Raw genomic sequence first — 17,958 nt, forward strand, 5'->3', positions numbered from 1 at the left:
TGAGCATCGGGACATCACCTGTTTCGGGTGATGTCTTCACCGGGCTCCGGGCGAACGTCGGGTTAGAGCAATAACGCAAATACCTCTGGCATTCTTTAATGACGCGTAATCAGATGTTGTCTGTCGTGATTATTGTTAGCCTCTGAGCAACCAGAGGCTAGAAAAGGGTGGCCATGTCGAAAGCTCTGACGCGCTCGACCGCCGGATCGAGAGCTGGGCCCGATACGATCCGCGCTTTCGCACGAATGCGCCCCGAACGTACCCTCGATGAACTGTTTGATGATCAATCCGGCGTCCTGGTACTCGTCAGCGCACCAGGCGGGTACGGCAAGACCACGTTTCTCGAGCAATGGTTGATCCGGCGCACGGAGTCAGACGTCGTCGGCCGGGTCGTGTGGCTGGGCGTGGATGCATTCGGCGCCGATGATCTCGTTCTCGGGGATACGGCTGGGGATCGGTTGTTCGGGGCCGGCGTCGAAAACGGTCCGGTGACGGTAGTCTTGGACGACGCCGAGACCGTAACCGATCCGTTGGTGCTCGACTCCTTTCACCGGTTCCTGCGCCACCGGCCGCCACACATCAATGTTGTTGTCTCCGCACGGCACGATCCTCCGCTGATCTGGCAGCATCTGATCGGAGATGGTGTCGGGGCCCGGATCGGGCGCGAGGACCTGATACTGACCGAGGCCGAGGTCGATCGGATGCTGCGTCAACACGGCCTCAACCCGGCGGCCGCACAGGTCTCACGGGTCGCCGAACTCACCGGTGGCTGGGCGATACTCGTGCGGATGGCCGGGGTCTTCCTGGCCGCGCGTCCTGATCTGGAACTCGCGCTGCTGGAGTTCGCCGCATGTCCGCGACTGATATCCGATTTCTTGCGCCGCGAGTTGGTGGATCCGATGACACCCCGGGTGCGCAGATTGGTCACGCGTTTGTCGAGCGTGGCCGACTTCGATGGCGACCTGGCCAGGGCAATCGACGGTGCGGACGCAGAGGCCTATATCCCCGAGATCATCGGTCTGGGGATCGCGGCCGCGGTCCCATCAGGTGAGCGCGATGCGATCCGGTATAGATTTCTTCCGTTGATAGCCACCTATCTACGCGGTGAGCTGCAGCGGACCGCCCCCGAACTCGGGCGCACCCTGCAGATCAGGGCGATTCGGTGGGCATCTGCGCGCAGGCGGCCCGCAGAGGCGATCGACCACGCGGCACATCTCGGCGACGCGGAGTTGCTGCGGGAGACCATCTTTCACAGCGGAGTCGAGTTGGCGCTGCAGGGCAGGCGCGAGGCGTTGCTGTCTGTGCTCGATGGGTGTGACACCTCGCTCGGCGAGGATCCGGTTGCGGTGGTACTTCGGGCCCTGGCGGCGATGGAACACGGCGACGAGCGGTACGCGGCGTCCTACCTGGAATGCGTGGCGCAGGCCGAGCAGGACCTCGCCGTCGACGGCGGCGGTCTGCTCTACCGGGCGCTGCTCCTCGACGTCGCGCTCGCTCGTGACGATCTTGATCTGGTCGACCTGGCGAAGGCGGTTGCATCTGCCGTCGGCGATCGCGGGTGGGCCGTGGATGCCTACGCGCACACCGTTCTCGGATCGGCCTACACCCGTTTGAACCGGCCCGCCGACGGTGAGCTGTCGTCGGTGCGGGCCATCGCGCTGGCGAAAGCTGCCGGACTGAATCGGTTGGTGGTGCGCGCCATGGCCAACCGGGCGTCGGTGGCGGGCGTGCGGGGTCTGCCGGTACTGATGGAGGACCGTGCCCGCTACGCGCTGGCATGTGTCCGGGACATCGCGGATGAAGACCCAGCAGTCGCCGAGTCGCCGTACGTGCCGCGCCTGGAGACAGTCTTGGCATACGCCCGATTCATGCAGGGCAAACCGATAGAGGATCTGAAACACCAGCCGGCAGAGGATGTCTCGGAAGGAGGTGAGGTGTTCAGCGTGTTGGGTCGCCACGTGCCCATTGCCCGCAGCGTCCTGATGTTCGACACCTCACCGAATCGTCTGGTGGTGACCGCCACCGCATACAGCGCCACCTCGGCATTGCTCCTCTGCGCCACCTCACCATTCCCGATACTCTTCCTGCTTCCGCGCGTGGCGTACATGTGCTTGGCGGTCAAGCGATTCGACTGGGCTCGCGACCTGTCACGCAAAGCTGAGCGCGCATTCGGATACTCGGACGAGGCGCGACTCGTGGATGCGGCCGTCGACGTCGGTGAAGCCCGACCACAGGCGGCACGAAAGCTGTTGAGCCCGTTACTCGAAGCCGACGCGTCCGGTCCGCAGGCGACGGTTGCGGCCTGGGCGCTCGAATCGTATGCCTGTGAGCAGGCAGGTCTGTCCGCGCAGTCCTACGCGGCGATCACCCGAGCACTGGAAACGGCGGCCGAGCACGGCGTGATGCGTCCCATTGTGGAATGCGGGCCGGTCGTCGCGGGAGTCATCACGACCTACCGGGGCAGTTTCGGTTCGATCAATGCCTACGCCGATGCCGTTCTGAGTGTCATGTCCAGCCATGGTGTGCCGGACTATCCGCCGCTGACCCGCGCAGAAATCCATGTCCTGAGGTTCCTGGCGACCGATCGCACGACCGACGAGATCGCGGGGCTGATGCACCTGTCGGTGAACACCGTCAAAACCCATCTGCGCGGCATCTATCGCAAGTTCGACGTCCGACATCGACGCGACGCGGTGGCGGTGGGGCAACGGCTGGGTCTGCTCTGACCCGCGACCGAAGAACCCGACTCAGGGGAGGTTGCCCGCTGCGGACCGGTCCACGAACCAGACCGTTTCCTCGGTGCCGTGGGCACCGGCGCAAGGCCAGTCCATCGGGTCCGCACCGCCGACACCGGCCGCGACCGCTTCGGCTTTCTCGGCGCCGGAGACGAGGAACCACACCTCGCGTGCCCGCGCGATCGCGGGCAAGGTCAACGTGATCCGGGCCGGAGGCGGCTTCGGCGAGTTCCGCACCGCGACCACCGAGGCCTGACTTTCGCTGGTGGCCTCGGAGTGGGGGAACAGCGAATTGATATGTCCCTCACCGCCCATGCCGAGAAGATGTAGATCGAACTGCGGAACGCTCTGTCCGTCGCCGGCCCGGTCTGCGAGCCGCCGCGCATAATCGGCTGCTGCAGCGTCGATGTCGTCACCGAACTCGCCATCGGACGGTGCCATCTCGAACACCCGCTCCGGCGCGACCGGAACATGATCGAGGAGAGCGATGTGAGCCTGTCCGGAGTTGCGCTCCGGATCGGCGGCCGGGACGAAACGATCGTCGCCGAAGTAGATGTCAACCGATACCCAGTCGATGTCGCCGGAATCCTTCGCCAGCGCCTCGAGCAGCGCGATGCCGTTGCTGCCGCCGGTCAGGACCACCGAGGCAAACCCGCGGGCGGTCTGCGCTGCGGTGACGGTTTTGATGAACCGCTCGGTGACCGCGGCGACAAGGGCGTCCTTGTCGTCGACTCGGACAACATCTGGATGGATACTCATCGTTGAGCTAGACCTCCTGATCGACGTGCGTGTGTCAAGCGTGAATCTTGTCTTCGGTGCGGATCAGACCCGAAACCCCCTGCAGAGCCTGGTGATAGATCACATCGGGATCAAGTCGACGCAGTTCCTCGGACAGACAGCTGCGAAGCTCCCGGTCAGGCAACGCCACCCTGCCATCGGGTTGACCGGCCATGGAGATGATCGCCTGGTTGCCCATTCCGACGTAGAGAACAAGTGGTCCCGACTCCCTGGACACCGTCACCTGGAAACTGCCCACCGAGCGTGTCACCGGCACACCGAGTGCCGAATGAAGCCATCCGGCAAGGAGTTCGAGCGCAGCGTTGTCAGCCGGACCCTGGACTTCCACGGCGGTCACCGGGCTGTGCGGTGGCTGATCGAGGGCCGAGGTGAGCAGTGCCCGCCACACCGTGATCCGGGACCAGGCGATGTCCGAATCGCCGGGGGCATAGGTGGCCAGACGCTGCGCCAGGGTCGCCGAGACATCGAATGTCTTGGTGGAGTCGGTGATCCGGCGCTTACCGAGCTGTCCGATCGGATCAGCGGAAGGATTCTCCGGACCTTGCCCTGGCCACCACGTCACCACCGGGGTGTCGGGCAGCATGAACGGGATCACCACGCTCTTAGCGTGATCGACCAGGTCGCCGAAGAGGTGCAGGACAACAACTTCGGAGGCACCGGCGTCTCCGCCGACCCGGATCTGGGCATCGAGCCTCGAGGGCCCCCAGCGGTCGGCGCGCGAGACCACGATGACACGGCAGGGGTGTTCCCGGCTGGCCTCGTTGGCGGCCTCGATGGCCGGCTCGGCCGGCTCACCCTCGTTGGTGCTGACCAACAACGTCAGCACGCGACCAGAGGTGAATGCGCCGCCGATGTCGCGAATCTTGATGAGTTCCTTGCTGATGGCGGTCGTGTTGGTATCGGGAAGTTCGACAATCATTCGTGCGCTCCTTCGAGGCGAGAGCGGTCAGGGACGACGCCAGGCCCTTCCGTGCCGCGCCATCATGTCTTCTGCAGATTGCGGGCCCCAGGTCCCCGCCTCGTAACCGTCCGGCTTGCCGCTGGCCGCCCAGTGTTCGAGCACCGGATCGAGGATCTGCCAGGACAGTTCGACCTCGGCATTCACCGGGAACAGGGACGGCACACCGAGCAGGACGTCGAGGATCAGACGTTCGTAGGCCTCTGGGGAGGACTCAGTGAAGGCCTGTCCGTACGAGAAGTCCATGTTGACGTCCCGCACCTCCATCGACGATCCCGGGACCTTGGAGCCGAACCGGAGCGTGATGCCCTCGTCAGGCTGCACCCGGATCACCAGAGCGTTCTGGCTCAGCTCTTCGGTCATCGTCTGGTCGAACGGAAGATGGGGAGCCCGTTTGAACACGAGTGCGATCTCGGTGACCCTGCGGCCCAACCGCTTTCCGGTGCGCAGATAGAACGGCACACCGGCCCACCGGCGACTGTCGACCTCGACGGCGATGGCCGCAAAGGTCTCAGTCGTCGAATCGTGGGCGAATCCGCTCTCGTCCAGAAGCCCCGGAACCTTCTCGCTGCCCTGCCAACCCGCCTCGTACTGCCCCCGCGCGGTGTTCTCGTCGAGGGGCAGGATGTTCTTGGTGGCCGAGAGGACCTTGATCTTCTCGCTCTGGAGTTCATGCGGCTCAAAGGAAATGGGCTCTTCCATCGCCACCAGGGCCATCAACTGGATCAGGTGGTTCTGGATGACGTCACGCGCCGCACCGATGCCGTCGTAGTACCCAGCCCGGCCGCCGAGGCCGATGTCCTCGGCCATCGTGATCTGGACATGGTCGACGTAGTGCGAACTCCACACCGGGTCGAACAGCTGATTGGCGAACCGCAGCGCCAGGATGTTCTGGACCGTCTCTTTACCGAGGTAGTGATCGATCCGGAAAACCGATTGTTCCGGAAAGACATTGTTCACAACGGTATTGAGTTCTTTGGCGCTCTCGAGATCATGCCCGAAGGGCTTCTCGATGACCACCCGCCGCCATGTGTCCTCGGACTGTTGCGCCAACCCCGAGCGGGAGAGTTGTTCGCACACAACGGGGAAGGCGGCAGGCGGAATCGAGAGGTAGAACGCGTGATTTCCGCCGGTACCGCGCTTCTCGTCGAGCTCGGCCAGCGTGTCCCGCAACCGGTCGAAGGCATCGCTGTCATCGAAGGCACCCCGGACGAACCGGAAACCCTCGCTCAGCCGCTCCCAGACATCTTCCCGGAACGGGGTCCGGGCACTGGCGCGCACAGCGTCGTGCACCACCTGCGTGAAATCCTCATGGTCCCAGTCCCGCCGCGCGAAGCCGACCAGTGCGAAACCGGGCGGCAACAGCCCCCGGTTCGCCAGGTCGTATACCGCAGGCATCAGCTTGCGGTGGGCCAGGTCACCGGTGACACCGAAGATGACCAGGCTGCACGGACCCGCGATCCGGGGGAGTCGCTTGTCGCGTTCATCGCGCAGTGGGTTGACCCACTGGTCGGCGGGACGGTTCGGCAAGGTCGATCAGCTCTTCGCGCCGGCGGCGAGCTGCTCGGCAGTGGCGTCGAGCAATTCCTGCCACGCTCCCTCGAACTTTTCGACACCTTCCTTTTCCAGCACCAGGAACACGTCGGTCACATCGATACCGGCGGCCTCCAGTGAGTCGAAGACCTGCTGCGATGCCGGACCCTGACCCACAACCGATTCGGTGTTCACGACGCCGTGATCGGCAAAGGCGTCCATCGTCTTCTCAGGCATGGTGTTGACGGTGTTCGGGGCGACCAGTTCACCGACGTAGAGGGTGTCGGGGTAGGCCGGATCCTTCACACCGGTCGATGCCCACAGCGGACGCTGGGCATTGGCACCGGCTGCGGCGAGCGCGGTGAAACCGTCACCCTGCTCGAACACCTCCTGGTACGCGGCGTAGGCGAGCCGGGCGTTTGCCAGAGCCGCCTTGCCCTTGAGTGCCTTGGCCTCGTCGGTGCCGATCGCGTCGAGACGCTTGTCGATCTCGGAGTCCACGCGGGAGACGAAGAACGACGCCACCGAATGGATCTTCGACAGATCGTGGCCCGCGGTCGTGGCCTGCTGCAGGCCCTCGATGTAGGCGGACATGACGTCCCGGTACCGCTCGACCGAGAAGATCAGGGTCACGTTGACGCTGATGCCCTCCGCGATCACCTTGGTGATCGCGGGAGTCCCGGCCTTTGTCGCGGGGATCTTGATCAGCAGGTTGGGCCGATCGACGATCTTCCACAGTTCGATCGCCTGGGCGACCGTCTTGTCGGCATCGTGCGCGAGTCGCGGATCGACTTCGATCGACACCCGGCCGTCGACACCTTTGGAGGCCTCGAACTGCGGGGCCAGCACGTCACACGCATTGCGGACGTCGTCGGTGGTGACGGTGCGGATGGTCGCGTCCACGTCGGCGCCGCGGGCGGCGAGTTCGTTGACCTGTGCGTCGTAGGCGTCGCCTTTCGAGAGGGCAGCCTGGAAGATCGACGGGTTGGTGGTGACACCGACGACCGATTTCGTCGCGATGAGCTCTGCCAGGTTGCCGGATTCGATCCGGGTCCGGGAGAGGTCGTCGAGCCAGACCGAGACGCCGGCCTCGGCCAGTGCAGCAAGATTGGCGTTCTGTTCGCTCATGTCGTGCTCCGATTCAGATGGTGGGGGAGTTCAGGCTTGCTTCGCAAGAGCGCGCTCGGCGGCCGCGGTCACGGCCTCCGCGGTGATCCCGAACTTTTCGTACAGGACCTTGTAGTCGGCCGATGCGCCGTAGTGCTCGATCGAGACGATCTCGCCGCCGTCACCGACCAGGCGGTACCACGGCATCGCGATGCCGGCCTCGACGACCACGCGGGCCTTCAGAGCGGGCGGCAGCACCGAGTTGCGGTACGACTCATCCTGCTCGTCGAACCACTCGACACACGGCATCGAGACGACGCGGGCGGCAATGCCCTTGTCCTTCAATGCTTTTTGCGCTTCGACGGCGAGGTACACCTCGGATCCGGTTCCGATCAGGATCACCTGGGGCTCGCTCTCGGGCTCCGACAGGATGTAGCCACCCATGGCCACACCGTCGGCCGATGTGCCCTCGAGGATCGGCAGGTTCTGGCGGGTCAGCGCCAACCCGACCGGGTTGTGCCGCCGGGTCATGATGGCCTGCCAGGCGTACGCCGTCTCGTTGGCGTCACCGGGACGCACCACGTCGAGGTTGGGGATCGCGCGCAGGGATGCGAGGTGTTCGATCGGCTGATGGGTGGGCCCGTCCTCGCCGAGACCGATCGAGTCGTGGGTCCAGACGTAGATCGGATCGGTCTTCATCAGGGCGGCCAGACGCACCGCGGGGCGCATGTAGTCGGCGAACTGCAGGAACGTACCGCCGTAGGCGCGGGTCGGGCCGTGCCGGACGATGCCCGACAGGATCGCGGCCATTGCGTGCTCGCGGATACCGAAGTGCAGTGTCCGGCCGTACGGGTTCGCGCTCCACGACTTGGTGCTGATGCCCTCCGGTCCGAACGAGGCTGCACCGTCCATCGTGGTGTTGTTGCTGCCTGCGAGGTCGGCAGAACCGCCCCAGAGTTCGGGCAGAATCGGGCCCAGCGCCGAGAGCACCTTGCCGGACGCCGATCGGGTGGCCACGTCCTTGTCGCCGACCTCCCACTTCGGGAGTACATCGGTCCAGCCGTCGGGCAGGCCGTTGACCACGAGGCGGTCGAGCAGTGCCTTGCGGTCGGGGTAGGCCTGTGCCCATTCGTCGAAGGACTTATCCCAGGCCTTGCGGAGCTCTGCGCCGCGCTCGACGAGCGCGCGGGTGTGGGTGATGACCTCGTCGGAGACGTCGAAAGTCTTGTCGGGGTCGAAGCCCAGCGCTTTTTTGGTGGCGGCCACCTCGTCGGCGCCCAGGGCCGAGCCATGGATACCGCCGGTGTTCATCTTGTTCGGGGCGGGGTAGCCGATGATGGTGCGCAACACGATGATCGAGGGCTTGTCGATGACGGCCTTGGCCTTCTCGACGGCTTCCTCGATCGCGGTGACGTTTTCTCCACCCTCGACGCGCTGGACGTGCCAGCCGTAGGCCTCGTAACGCGCGGCGACGTCCTCGGAAAGCGCGATGTCCGTGTCGTCCTCGATCGAGATGTGGTTCTTGTCATAGAAGACGATGAGATTGCCGAGCTGCTGGGTGCCTGCCAGTGAACTCGCCTCGGAAGTCACGCCCTCCTCGATGTCACCGTCAGAGGCGATCACATAGATGTAGTGATCGAAAGCGCTCTGTCCGACCGGTGCGTCGGGATCGAACAGGCCGCGCTCGTAGCGGGCGGCCATGGCCATGCCCACCGCGGAGGCCAGTCCCTGGCCCAGCGGGCCGGTGGTCATCTCCACGCCGCGCGTGTGGCGGTACTCCGGATGGCCGGGTGTCTTCGAATCCCATGTACGCAGCGCCTCGATGTCCTCGAGTTCGAGCCCGAAGCCGCCGAGGTACAGCTGGATGTAGAGGGTCAGGCTCGAGTGGCCACAGGAAAGGATGAAACGGTCGCGACCCATCCAATCGGTGTCGTTGGGGTCGTGCTGCATCACCCGCTGGAAGAGGGTGTACGCCAGGGGAGCCAGGCTCATGGCGGTCCCCGGGTGTCCGCTTCCGCACTTCTGGACCGCGTCGGCGGCCAGAACACGAACCGTGTCAACTGCTTTGGTGTCGACTGCAGTCCAGTCTGCGGGGTATGACGCCTGAGTTAGTGTGCGAATCTCATCTGTTGCTGACACGATCTTCTGAACTCCTCAAGCTCAAACTTCTGATTCCGGGGCTCGACATTTGTCACTGGCCTGGGCAATGCACAGTCCGCCATCTAGGGTAGTCGCCCCGAGCCGTCGCCGCGGGCTACGGCACGCGAACCGGCGGCGGAGGGCTCGTGGTAACCGACGCCACAGATAGGCGGTCGATCGGACCTCGATTGCTGTTTGCGACCGACCTCCGTCTACCATTCTGTGTAGTAGATGAGCATGAGTCAGGAGATCTAGTGCGGATTGGGGAACGTGTGAGCGGACACGGTTTCGTCTCCTCCCCAGCGTCAGATGGTGGTGAGGTTGCTCCCGTGGAGCCCGCCACCAGTGTGCGTGGGCGGATTTCGGGATTGGCGCTCGCTTATCTCGCGTTGACCAAGCCTCGCGTCATCGAATTGCTGCTCGTGGCGACGATTCCGGTGATGCTGCTTGCCGATCGGGGGCATGTGGATCCGGCCTTGATGGCCTGGACCCTGCTCGGTGGCTGGCTCGGTGCAGCCAGCGCCAACACCCTGAACATGGTTGTCGACGCGGACATCGATCAGAAGATGAAGCGCACCGAACGGCGGCCTCTGGCTCGTCACGCGGTGTCGACACGTAGTGCCCTGATCTTCGGACTGGCCCTCGGAGCAGCGTCCTTCGTGGTGCTGTTCACGACGACCAACCTGCTCAGTGCGCTGTTGGTGATGGCAACCATCGCGTTCTACGTCTTCGTCTACACGATGATCTTGAAGCGTCGCACCTGGCAGAACGTGGTCTGGGGCGGAGCTGCCGGTTGTATGCCGGTCCTGGTCGGCTGGACCGCTGTCACCGGGACGCTGAGCTGGGAACCGTTGGTGCTGTTCGCGGTGATCTTCTTCTGGACTCCGCCGCACACCTGGGCGCTGGCTATGCGCTACAAGGAGGATTACCGCGCTGCGGGCGTCCCCATGCTGCCCGTGATCGCCACCGAGGTGCAGGTCACCCGTCAGATGCTGGCCTACACCTGGGCAACCGTCCTGAGCACACTCGTCCTGTGCTGGGCGACCAGCTGGATCTACACCGCGGTTGCCGTCATCGCAGGCGGTTGGTTCATCTACGTCGTGCACAAGCTCTACCGCGGAACCTTGCGCGGCGAAGAAGTTGTACCGCTGAAGGTGTTCCTGCAGTCGAACGAGTATCTGGCCGTGGTCTTCTGTGGCCTGGCAATCGATTCCGTCATCGGTTTGCCGACTCTGTCCAGCCTGTTCTGACCGGCCGCGTCGGCCGAACGCCGGACGCCTGCGACGGCAGTTGCGGCCGCACGAGTTAACGTTTTCGGATCGGCCGTTGGGGTGATGGCCGGTATTGAACTGAATCGGGGGGAATGTGTCACATCCGTATGGTCCGGGCCCGGGTCCTGAAGAGGCCGGTTGGCAGCCGTATTCCGAACCGACCGTCGCTGGTCAGCCGCAAGCGGGCCAACCGCAATTCGGTCAGTACCCGCCGCCACAGAACCCCGCAGGCCAGGTGCCGCCGGGGGTTGATCCCAATTACGGGGCCTACCAGCCGTATGAGCAGCAAGGGCCGGCCTTCTGGCCGCAAGGCGGAGGCGGCGGGCCCGTGCCGCCCCCCAAATCCAAGAAGCCGTTGTTCATCGTCCTGGCCGCCGGTGCCGCTGCCGCTGTTGTGATCCTCGTCGTCTCACTGATTGTTTTCACCGGCGGCAGTTCGTCGAGTGAACCCGACGCGACGGTCAAGTCGTACCTGCAAGCGCTGGCCGACGGTGATTCCGCCAAGGCCCGCGGCCTCATGAAGACGCAGGCGTCAGAACTACTGCTGACCGATGACGTCCTGAGTAAGCAGCAGGAGATCGCCCCGATCACCGATGTGAAGATCATCGACACCTCCGAGTCCAGCGACATGGCGACCGTGCAGGCCACGTACATGTTCGGTGATCGCAAGGCCGACGAGACCTTCATGCTCAGCAAGGCCGGTGAGAACTGGCGCCTCGACGACGGAGCCGTCGACATCGACATCTCGTACTTCAAGAACGGGATCCCTGGCCTGACGGTATTCGGTGTCCCCGTCGATAACGAGGCGAAAGTCTACGTCTTTCCGGGCCCGATCGAGTGGGGTACGTCGAACAAGAACTTCACCGTCATCGACGAGGAGAAGTCGGAATTCGGGATGTCGGGGAGCAGCTACGGATCGACGAGCGCACCGACCGTGTCCCTGAGCACGAAGGGAACCACGGCTGTCGAGACGGCGGTGCAGGCCTACGTCGACAACTGTGCGTTGTCGAAAGAGCCCGACGCGAGCGCCGACAAGCCCGGTTGTGAACAGGACGTCTATGCCTACGACCCGGAACCGGGTTCGGCGGTGTGGACCGTGCCCACCCTCGATGGTCTGGAGACTCGGCTCGGATACGACAATCCGAATGAGGTGTCGGTCGATGGCCAGCTGAACTGGTCGGTGACGTTCCGCACCAAAGCATCAGGATCGCGGCCGGCCGAGACGAAAACCGAGACCGATACCCAGTATCTCTACGGGGACGTCGATCTGTCGGTCGACAACCCGGTGTTCACTCCGAACTGACCGGCAGCAAGACCACCGAACCGCTTGTTGCCCGCGCCTGCAGGTCGGCGTGGGCCCGGGCGGCTTCGGGCAGTTCGTAGCGGTGGCCGACGTGCACGTTCACCGTCCCACTGTTGATTCCGCTCATGACGTCGCCTGCCCGCCACGCACGTTCGGCGGGGTCGGCGATGAAATCTCCCAGTTTCGGCCGGGTGATCGACAGGGAGCCGGCAGCATTGAGCCGCTGGAGGTCGAATGGTGGGACCGGACCGCTGGCGGCACCGAACAGGACCACGATGCCCCGGACCGCGGTGGCGGCGATGCTCTGGTCGATGGTGTCGGCTCCGACGCCGTCGTAGACAACGGCCACACCTTTGCCGTCGGTGAGGTCCCGGACGCGGTCGGCGAGGTCGTCGCCGTACCGGAGCACCTCGTCTGCGCCCGCACCCCGCGACAACGCCTCCTTGGCATCGTTCGACACAGTGGTGATGACCCGGATGCCCTTGGCCTTGGCCATTTGTGTGAGGACCAGACCGACTCCGCCTGCGCCGGCATGGATCAGCACGGTGTCGCCTGCCTTCGGGTGCGACGATCCGTCCAGCAGATAGTGGGCGGTGCAGCCCTGCAGCAACGCCGAGGCGGCAATCTCATCGCCGACACCGTCCGGGACCGCGACGGCAACGTGGGCGGGCATGGTGACGAGTTCGGCGTAACTTCCCGGGGCGTCGCACCAGGCGACCCGCTGACCCACCAAGGGTGATTCGACGCCGTCCCCGACGGCAACAACGACGCCGGCGCCTTCGCTGCCCGGGATGTACGGCAGCTGCATCGCATAGATGCCGGCCCGCTGATAGGTGTCGATGAAGTTCACGCCGATGGCCAGGGCCCGCACCAGGATCTCGCCCGGTGCCGGCTGGGGGTCTGGCAATTCGACGTATTCGAGAACTTCGGGCCCACCGTGTCGACTCACCTGGATTGCGCGCATAACTGTAGTTGTACCCACCCGCCTGATCCGTACGCAGCGGGGGTGTCCGCTCCCGGAGCGTCCGAAGCTCCAACTAAGCTGTGGCGCATGAGCGAACACAAGGCGGTCATCGCAGCGATCAGCAAGTACGTGGCGCGCGAGGGAGGCTCGGCAACAGCGGTTTTGCAGCCCGTCGGAGCAGCGGGTGTTCGGATCACCCTGGTCGGCGGCGAGGGCGGCGTCCTGGGGGATCAGGTGGTACCTGATCTCGACACCGCAAAGGCGGTCGTCGAACAGGTCGAGGGCCTCACGGTCGGCGAGTGGGATCGCGAACTGACGTCAACCGCGACCGTGAACCCGTCGCACTACCGCAAGATGGCGGGCTGGGTCGCCAACACCTAGGACGCAAACATTTAAGACGCGGCTGCGGCCTCGACTGGCTTGGACGACGGCTGCGTCCCGGAGCCGGTCGGGGCCGGCCTTGGCCGCATGGCGACCCAGAGCGCGGCCGTGACGGCCACGCAGGCGCCTGCGCCCGCGACGTGGAGGACCACCAGTACCGCCGGGATGTCGGTGGCGTACTGGGTCACACCCACCAACGCCTGCGCGACGACCACGCCGACGACCACGTAGAGGCGCCGCTTCAATCGTTCGGGTGCCTTGACGGCAAAGAGTGCAAAGCCGATCGCCACCAGCACCGACAGGTAGGCGATCAACAGGTCGGCGTGCAGATGCACGAGCGTGGTGATCTCGATCTTCAATCGAGGTACGGGCTTGTCGATGCTCTTGTCGCCGGCATGAGGTCCCGCGCCGGTCACCATCGTCCCGGCGATCAGCACCCCGGTCATCAGGACTGCGGACAGGACCGTCAGCCACCGGATGGGCGCTGGCACCACGGCGACGGCTTCGACGTCGTCGGGCTCGCGCACCTTTTCCAGCAGCAGAACCGCCAGCCACACCATGCCCATCGACAAAATCAGGTGGATCGCGACCGTCCACCACAGCAGGCCCGTGAGTACGGTGATGCCGCCCATGACGGCCTGGACGATCGTCGAGGCCGGCATCAACCACGCGTAGAGGCGAACCTCGTACCTGCGCCGCGCCCGCGTCACGGCGATCACGATGATCGCGGCGGTGAGGGTGACCAGGAAGGTCAGCAGCCGGTTGCCGAACTCGACCGCGGTGTGAATCGCGGCGATCTCGTCGTGCTGGACCGGGGTGAAGCTGCCGGGGAAGCACTGGGGCCACGTCGGGCATCCGAGTCCGGACGAGGTGACCCGGACGACCGATCCGGTGACCGCGATGCCCGCCTGCGTCAGTACCACCGCCAATGCGGAAAGGATCTGAAAGCGCAGGGACGGGAGCGGGAGCCGGTCGACTAGCCGGACAAACAAGCGGTACACGGTAATGATCGTAGGTTGCCGGGTTTGATGGTCGCGGTTCAGGTGAACTTGAAGTAACGAACGGCGGCGGTTCCGGCGGCGATACCCCAGGCAGAGAGCACTGCGATACCGACCAGGTCCAGCGAACCCGACGTTGCCTGATGCAGGGCCTCGCTCAGGGCGCCGGACGGGGTACACCTGGCGAACCACTCGACCGCGGTCGGAACACTGTCGCCGATCACGACGATCGACGCGATCCCGAGGAATGCGAACCACAGCAGGTTCGCCAGGGCCAGCACGATCTCGGCCTTGAGGGTGCCACCGAGCAGCAGACCCATCGCCGAGAACATGAGCGTGCCGATGGCGATCACCAGGATGCCGAGCAGGAGTCCGGCCGGTGAGGGCTCCCAGCCCAGGATCAGCCCGATGACGCCGAGGATCACCGCCTGCAAGCTGACCACGATGGCAACGGCGATGGATTTGCCTGCGATCACACCCCATCGCGGCAATGGGGTGGCCCCGAGTCGCTTGAGCGCGCCGTACCGGCGATCGAATCCGACGGCGATCGCCTGACCGGTGAATGCGGTCGACATCACCGCAACGGTCATGATCGCGGGGACGAACCTGTCGGCACGGGATTCGTCGAAGTCGCCGATGGGCAGCAGGCACAGTCCGATCAGCATGGTGATCGGGATGAACATGGTCAGCAGTTGCTGCTCGCCGTTGCGCAGCAGCAGGAGCAATTCGATCCGGGACTGTGCGGCGAGCATTTTGCGGATCGGGGCCGGGCGCGGCCGCGGGGTGAATGTGCCCGCGGCAAAACGGTTGGCGCTGTTCGGTCGGGCAGTGGTCATTCGCGCATCCCTCGGCCGGTCAGATCCAGGAAGACGTCTTCCAGGCTCCGTGTCTCGACCTGCAGGTCGGTTGCCAATACATCGATCTCCGCACACCATCCGGTCACCATCGCCAGCACCTTCGGGGTGACATGGCCGGTGACCAGGTACCCGCCCGGGGTGAACTCGGTGCACGAATAGCCTTCAGGCAGAACAGACTCCAGATCGGTCATGTCGAGTCCCCGGGGCGCGTGGAATCGCAGCTCGTTCTCGGCTCCGCGGCTGGTCAGTTCGGCGGGGGAGCCCTTGGCGACCTCGACCCCGTGATCGATGATCAGCAACTGATCCGCGAGCGCTTCGGCCTCGTCCATCAGATGGGTGGTCAGCAGCACCGAGACGCCGTCGGCCCGTAGCCGGTCGATCAACTCCCACACCATGATCCGGGCGTGCGCATCCATGCCGGCGGTGGGTTCGTCGAGGAAGACCACCTCGGGACGGCCCACCAGCGCGCAGCCGAGCGCGAGGCGTTGTTGTTGTCCACCCGAGAGTCGCCGATATGGCGTGCGCTGGGCGTCGACGAGCCCGAGGCTCTGCAGCAGCCAGTCCGGGTCGAGGGGATCGGCGGAGTAGGCGGCACACAGTCGCAACATCTCGCCGGCGCGGGCGCCCGGATATGCGCCTCCACCCTGGAGCATCACGCCGATGCGGCTGCGGACTGCCTCGTTGTCGGCGATGGGATCAAGGCCCAGGAGGGTGACCTCACCGGAATCCGGCGAGGCGAAGCCTTCGCAGATTTCGACGGTGGTGGTTTTGCCTGCGCCGTTGGGGCCCAGGATCGCCAGGATCTCGCCGGTCTGGAGCTCGAAGTCGAGACCGCCGACCGCGGTTGTCTCGCCGAATCTCTTCACCAGGCCTTTGACCGACAGGGCTGGGCCGGTCGCCGCGGCACCGGTGACCCCGGGAGCGTACGACGGGCTGTTCACAACGTCCAAGAGTAAGCGGCCTGCGCTCTGGATCCGAACACGGGTGACCTTCGAGCGTCCGGTTCGCGGTCAGATCTGTGCGGTTGTCTTGGCAGTGTCCTCGGCGTTCACGCGTCGGCGGCGCTGCCACGGCATCTCTTCGAAGAACAACGCTGTGAGTATTGCCACAAGAAGAACGGCCACAACGATGGCCTCCGCCAGCTGGAATCCGCGCGTACCGGCACCGGTTGGCAGCACGACGACCGAGATGATCGCCGAGAGCGCGATCGCGATCAGGCGGAACCAACGCCCGGTGGCCCAGGCCGCCAGTGGGATGATGAACCACAGCAGATACCAGGGCTGGACGAACGGGAAGAACAGCACGAAGCTGCCCATCGCCAACCCGAGGGCCCCGACGGGGTGGATCCGGCCGGCCAGCGCGGCGAGCAGCCAGCGAATCACCAGAATTCCGGCGATCACCTGCCCGATCGGTTGGGCGACGTCGAGCATCGCCTGGGTCTGATCGCCGAGACCGAGTAGTACGCCGACCCTGCCTGTGGTCACCGACATGAAGGTCGGCATCGACATCCATGACCGCACGACCCCGCCGGTCGACAAAGTCGTCGTCCAGCCGAATCCCAGTCCGGTACCGACACAGATGACGACGATGACCACCGCCAGGATCACCGCCAGCAGGCCCGCGGCACCCAGCAGCGCCAGCACGCTGCGTTTGGAGCGTTGCCAGTACTCGCGGACCGGAGCGTGACGCAGCGCCGGGAGGGTTGCGCCCCAGCGGCGGGCCAGTGCCACGCCGACAAATCCGAGCGCCAGGATCGAGGAGACCTTGATCATGCAGGAGCAGGCGATCACCACGACGCCGGCGACCAGAATCCACCCCGGTGGGCTCGGTAACCACGAACCGGGTTTTCTGAGCCGGTCGGGTGAATCGATCCCCCGGAAACACAGCTCGAGGCCGGCGAGCATCATGCCGAGCATCAGCGCTTCGTTGTGGATGCCGCCGACCAGATGCAGGATGAGCAGGGGGTTCATGGCTCCGAGCCACAGCGCCGCGACCGGAGAGACACCGCACCGGCCCGCCAGGCGGGGCAGCGCCCAGACGATCATCGCCACACCGAGCAGTGCGAGCACCCGGTGCGCGGCCAACGCTGCCGGGATGTTCTCACCGGTCAGATGCGTGATCTGGTCTCCGAGCCAGAGGAACAGTGGGCCGTAGGGCGCCGGGGTCTCGCGCCAGATGTTCGGCACGGACCGGGTGAACACGTGATCGATGCCCAGTCCCGCAGCCGGGCTGATCTTGTACGGATCGAGGCCCCGGGCGGCGATCTCGCTCTGCGCCAGGTAGGAGTAGACGTCTTTGCTGAGCATCGGTGGTGCCAGCACGAACGGGAGGATCCAGACGAGCAGCGTGCGATCGGCCTGGCTACGCGTCATCCGTCGCTGGGGCGATCGGTCCTTCAACACGTCGACACCGAGGCGCCCGACCGCGAACCTTCCGAGCAACAACCATGCCAGGACCAGGATCACGACTCCGGTGAGCGAGAACGTCAGCGCGACCGGCCACATCCGGGACGGCAGAGACAACACCCGCATACCGGCGAGTGGGTTCTGCAGGACCGGGAGCGCGCCGGTACCGAGCGATCCGACCAGCACGAGGACCGAACCCAGGGTCCCGAACACCCGGATGCTCAGCAGACGCTTGTTCTCGGCTCTGGTGAGCGGCCCGACCTCGGACTCGTCGTCGTGTAGCCGCGCGACCGCCACGCCGTAGTCGCCGGTGGCGTCGGCGTCCGGTTCGGGTTCACCAACACGCCGCAGGCCCAGGTACTCGAGCGCTTTCCTGAATTCCCCCCGAATCGGGCCTCTGGACGCGCGCGCATCGTTCGGCGTCGTCGCAGCTTTCTTGGGGTCGACGGGAGGGTCGACTTCAGGGGCTGCGGTATCCGGCACAGGTGAGACTGTAATCGTCTGACGAT

At 65.1% G+C, this 17,958-nt stretch carries 14 protein-coding genes; 4 read left to right on the plus strand and 10 right to left on the minus strand.

Annotation, left to right across the window (positions count from 1 at the left end; genetic code table 11):
- The first annotated feature begins 173 nt into the window (after nucleotides 1-173).
- Entirely contained in the window at nucleotides 174-2,726 is a 2,553-nt protein-coding gene (locus AC1TQG_RS18805; protein WP_482139356.1) for a LuxR C-terminal-related transcriptional regulator, read from the plus strand.
- Nucleotides 2,727-2,747: 21 nt separating this feature from the next.
- On the opposite strand, the gene pgl is transcribed toward AC1TQG_RS18805, so the two are convergent.
- The 5 genes from pgl to tkt are packed head-to-tail and all read right to left on the minus strand — an operon-like array spanning nucleotide 2,748 to nucleotide 9,270.
- Nucleotides 2,748-3,494: a 6-phosphogluconolactonase gene (gene pgl, locus AC1TQG_RS18810; RefSeq protein ID WP_482139357.1), complete on the minus strand. Its 747-nt coding sequence runs from the start codon at nucleotides 3,492-3,494 to the stop codon at nucleotides 2,748-2,750.
- A 34-nt stretch (nucleotides 3,495-3,528) separates the two neighbouring features.
- Nucleotides 3,529-4,452 carry a glucose-6-phosphate dehydrogenase assembly protein OpcA gene (locus AC1TQG_RS18815; protein ID WP_482139358.1) on the minus strand — a complete coding sequence of 308 codons (924 nt, stop codon included), beginning with the start codon at nucleotides 4,450-4,452 and terminating at the stop codon, nucleotides 3,529-3,531.
- 27 nt (nucleotides 4,453-4,479) lie between these two features.
- Nucleotides 4,480-6,021 (minus strand): glucose-6-phosphate dehydrogenase, encoded by a 1,542-nt coding sequence (zwf, locus tag AC1TQG_RS18820; RefSeq protein WP_482139359.1) that lies wholly within the window; start codon nucleotides 6,019-6,021, stop codon nucleotides 4,480-4,482.
- A gap of 6 nt (nucleotides 6,022-6,027) precedes the next feature.
- A complete protein-coding gene (gene tal, locus AC1TQG_RS18825) occupies nucleotides 6,028-7,152 on the minus strand; it encodes a transaldolase (protein WP_482139360.1) in 1,125 nt (374 codons plus the stop codon).
- A gap of 30 nt (nucleotides 7,153-7,182) precedes the next feature.
- Nucleotides 7,183-9,270 carry a transketolase gene (tkt, locus tag AC1TQG_RS18830; RefSeq protein WP_482139361.1) on the minus strand — a complete coding sequence of 696 codons (2,088 nt, stop codon included), beginning with the start codon at nucleotides 9,268-9,270 and terminating at the stop codon, nucleotides 7,183-7,185.
- 272 nt (nucleotides 9,271-9,542) lie between these two features.
- Between tkt and AC1TQG_RS18835 the strand changes: the two genes are divergently transcribed.
- Both AC1TQG_RS18835 and AC1TQG_RS18840 read left to right on the plus strand, forming a co-directional pair.
- Nucleotides 9,543-10,520, plus strand: coding sequence for a heme o synthase (locus AC1TQG_RS18835; protein WP_482139362.1), 978 nt, complete (start codon nucleotides 9,543-9,545; stop codon nucleotides 10,518-10,520).
- A gap of 115 nt (nucleotides 10,521-10,635) precedes the next feature.
- Nucleotides 10,636-11,844, plus strand: a complete 1,209-nt coding sequence (locus tag AC1TQG_RS18840) for a nuclear transport factor 2 family protein (protein WP_482139363.1) — start codon at nucleotides 10,636-10,638, stop codon at nucleotides 11,842-11,844.
- Here AC1TQG_RS18840 and AC1TQG_RS18845 read toward each other — a convergent pair.
- A complete protein-coding gene (locus AC1TQG_RS18845) occupies nucleotides 11,831-12,808 on the minus strand; it encodes a quinone oxidoreductase family protein (protein ID WP_482139364.1) in 978 nt (325 codons plus the stop codon). The two genes, AC1TQG_RS18840 and AC1TQG_RS18845, sit on opposite strands and share 14 nt — an antisense overlap.
- A gap of 87 nt (nucleotides 12,809-12,895) precedes the next feature.
- Between AC1TQG_RS18845 and AC1TQG_RS18850 the strand changes: the two genes are divergently transcribed.
- Nucleotides 12,896-13,189, plus strand: coding sequence for a hypothetical protein (locus AC1TQG_RS18850; RefSeq protein WP_482139365.1), 294 nt, complete (start codon nucleotides 12,896-12,898; stop codon nucleotides 13,187-13,189).
- A gap of 11 nt (nucleotides 13,190-13,200) precedes the next feature.
- On the opposite strand, the gene AC1TQG_RS18855 is transcribed toward AC1TQG_RS18850, so the two are convergent.
- The 4 genes from AC1TQG_RS18855 to mptB form a co-directional block, all read right to left on the minus strand.
- Complete coding sequence (locus AC1TQG_RS18855; protein WP_482139909.1) at nucleotides 13,201-14,196, minus strand: COX15/CtaA family protein; 996 nt, start codon at nucleotides 14,194-14,196, stop codon at nucleotides 13,201-13,203.
- A gap of 32 nt (nucleotides 14,197-14,228) precedes the next feature.
- Nucleotides 14,229-15,023, minus strand: coding sequence for an ABC transporter permease (locus AC1TQG_RS18860; protein WP_482139366.1), 795 nt, complete (start codon nucleotides 15,021-15,023; stop codon nucleotides 14,229-14,231).
- Nucleotides 15,020-15,985, minus strand: coding sequence for an ABC transporter ATP-binding protein (locus AC1TQG_RS18865; protein WP_482139367.1), 966 nt, complete (start codon nucleotides 15,983-15,985; stop codon nucleotides 15,020-15,022). The genes AC1TQG_RS18860 and AC1TQG_RS18865 overlap by 4 nt, the downstream gene beginning before the upstream one ends.
- 69 nt (nucleotides 15,986-16,054) lie before the next feature.
- Nucleotides 16,055-17,839 (minus strand): polyprenol phosphomannose-dependent alpha 1,6 mannosyltransferase MptB, encoded by a 1,785-nt coding sequence (gene mptB / locus AC1TQG_RS18870; protein ID WP_482139910.1) that lies wholly within the window; start codon nucleotides 17,837-17,839, stop codon nucleotides 16,055-16,057.
- Nucleotides 17,840-17,958 lie beyond the last annotated feature (119 nt).

This window comes from Williamsia sp. Y844 (assembly GCF_056786475.1).